This window comes from Streptomyces sp. NPDC059456 (assembly GCF_042750055.1).
Classification (GTDB): domain Bacteria; phylum Actinomycetota; class Actinomycetes; order Streptomycetales; family Streptomycetaceae; genus Streptomyces.
In genome coordinates this window covers 1-2,379 of record NZ_JBHYVA010000962.1, presented here as the reverse complement: position 1 = coordinate 2,379, position 2,379 = coordinate 1, and the positions used below count along the sequence as shown (strand labels likewise).

General features: G+C 71.0%; 2 protein-coding genes. Both read right to left on the bottom strand.

Annotated features, from left to right (window positions below; translation table 11 throughout):
- Positions 1 to 122: 122 nt before the first annotated feature.
- Positions 123 to 1,823: a methylmalonyl-CoA mutase gene (locus ACFXA3_RS41100; RefSeq protein ID WP_385196373.1), complete on the bottom strand. Its 1,701-nt coding sequence runs from the start codon at positions 1,821 to 1,823 to the stop codon at positions 123 to 125.
- A gap of 97 nt (positions 1,824 to 1,920) precedes the next feature.
- Entirely contained in the window at positions 1,921 to 2,256 is a 336-nt protein-coding gene (locus tag ACFXA3_RS41095; protein WP_385196370.1) for a DUF3817 domain-containing protein, read from the bottom strand.
- Positions 2,257 to 2,379: the final 123 nt, after the last annotated feature.

The window sequence follows — 2,379 nt, the reverse complement described above, 5'->3', positions numbered from 1 at the left end:
CGCGCCCCCCCCCGCCGGGCCCGCCCCCCCCCCCCCCGGGCCCCCCCCGCCCCCGCGCCCGGCCGGCCCGCCCCCCCCCCGGGGGGGGCTGCCGCGGCCGGCCGTGCGCAGGGACCGCGGGGCTAGAAGCCCGGCGGCTCGGTGTAGACGCCCCACTCGTCGCGCAGCACGTTGCAGATCTCGCCGAGCGTGGCCTCGGCGCGCACCGCGTCGAGCATCGCCGGGATCATGTTCGACCCGTCGCGGGCGGCGGCCAGCATCGCGTCGAGCGAGGACTTCACCCTGGCGTCGTCTCGCCGCTCCTTGCGCGCGGCCAGCTGCTCCACCTGTACCCGCTCCACCTCGTGGCTGACGCGCAGGATCTCCAGGTCCCCGGTCACCGAACCGTGGTGCACGTTGACGCCGACGACCCGCTTGTCGCCCTTCTCCAGGGAGCGCTGGTACTGGAAGGCCGACTCGGCGATCTCGCCGGTGAACCAGCCGTCCTCGATGCCGCGCAGGATGCCCGAGGTGATCGGCCCGATCGGGTGCTGCCCGTCCGGGTGGGCGCGCAGCCCGCGCTCCTTGATCTGGTCGAAGATCTTCTCGGCGTCGGCCTCGATGCGGTCGGTGAGCTGCTCCACGTACCAGGAACCGCCCAGCGGGTCGGCCACGTTGGCCACCCCGGTCTCCTCCATCAGCACCTGCTGCGTGCGCAGCGCGATCTCGGCCGCCTGCTCGCTGGGCAGCGCGAGGGTCTCGTCGAGGGCGTTGGTGTGCAGCGAGTTCGTGCCGCCGAGGACGGCCGCGAGGGCCTCGACGGCCGTGCGGACGACGTTGTTGTACGGCTGCTGCGCGGTCAGCGAGACGCCGGCGGTCTGCGTGTGGAAGCGCAGCCACATCGACTTCTCGCTCTGTGCCCCGTACACCTCCTTCATCCAGCGGGCCCAGATCCGGCGGGCGGCGCGGAACTTGGCGATCTCCTCGAAGAAGTCGAGGTGCGCGTCAAAGAAGAAGGACAGTCCGGACGCGAAGTGGTCCACGTCCAGGCCGCGGGACAGGCCGAGCTCCACGTACCCGAAGCCGTCGGCGAGGGTGTACGCGAGCTCCTGCGCGGCCGTCGCCCCGGCCTCGCGGATGTGGTAGCCGGAGACGGACAGCGGCTTGTACGCCGGGATGCCCTTCGCGCAGTACTCCATGAGGTCGCCGATGAGGCGCAGGTGCGGCTCGGGTTCGAAGAGCCACTCCTTCTGGGCGATGTACTCCTTGAAGATGTCCGTCTGGAGCGTGCCGTTGAGGACGGCCGGGTCCACGCCCTGGCGCTCGGCGGCGACCAGGTACATGCAGAAGGCGGGCACGGCCGGGCCCGAGATCGTCATCGACGTGGTCACGTCGCCCAGCGGGATGTCCTTGAACAGGACCTCCATGTCGGCGGCGGAGTCTATGGCGACGCCGCAGTGGCCGACCTCGCCGAGGGAGCGGGGGTCGTCGGAGTCGCGCCCCATCAGGGTCGGCATGTCGAAGGCCACGGAGAGCCCGCCGCCGCCGGCGGCCAGGATCATCTTGTAGCGCTCGTTGGTCTGCTCGGCGTTGCCGAAGCCGGCGAACTGGCGGATGGTCCAGGTCCGGCCGCGGTACCCGGTGGCGTGCAGGCCGCGGGTGTAGGGGTACTCCCCCGGCCATCCGATGCGTTCGAATCCCTCGTACGCGTCACCGGGCCGGGGGCCGTAGACGGGATCGACGTCATCCCCGGAGAGCGTGGTGAAGTCGGCCTCGCGCTTGCGGGCCTTGTCATAACGGGCCTGCCAGCGGCGGCGGCCCTCCTCGATGGCGTCAGCGTCCATACCCACGAATTTACTAGGACGTCCTAGTAAATGTCGATGGGAAACCCCGGAGAGTATCCCCGGGGCACCTACGGGACGGTCCGGCTCCGGCCGCGCTCTAGGCGTCGACGGTGGCCGCGGCCTCGGCGTCGGCCACGAGCGGCTCGACCTCGGCGCGCACGCCGCGCTCGACGAAGAAGGCGGCCAGCGGGATCGTGCCGGAGACGAGCACCCAGAGCAGCTTCGGGAACGGCCACCGGGCCTTGGAGCCCAGGTCGAAGGCGAACACCAGGTAGATCATGAACAGCACACCGTGGACCTGCGAGACCGCCAGGGTCAGGTCGGCACCGGTGTCGAAGCCGTACTTGAAAACCATGCAGGTGCAGAGGATCAACAGCATGACCGCGGTCAGGTAGGCCATGACGCGGTAGCGGGTCAGCACGCTTCGTTTCATGCACACGAGCGTAACCATCCGTTTTGCGCGATCTTGACGGGGGGGGGCGCCCCCCCGGGGGGGGGGCCCCCCCCCCCCCGGCCCCAGCAAAAACGCCCCCGGCACCCCCCGCGGGGCCGGGGA

Excerpts from the sequence above, each read along its gene's own strand:
- ACFXA3_RS41095 (WP_385196370.1), bottom strand. The coding sequence starts at position 2,256 with ATGAAACGAAGCGTGCTGACCCGCTACCGCGTCATGGCCTACCTGACC.
- ACFXA3_RS41100 (WP_385196373.1), bottom strand. The coding sequence starts at position 1,823 with ATGGACGCTGACGCCATCGAGGAGGGCCGCCGCCGCTGGCAGGCCCGT.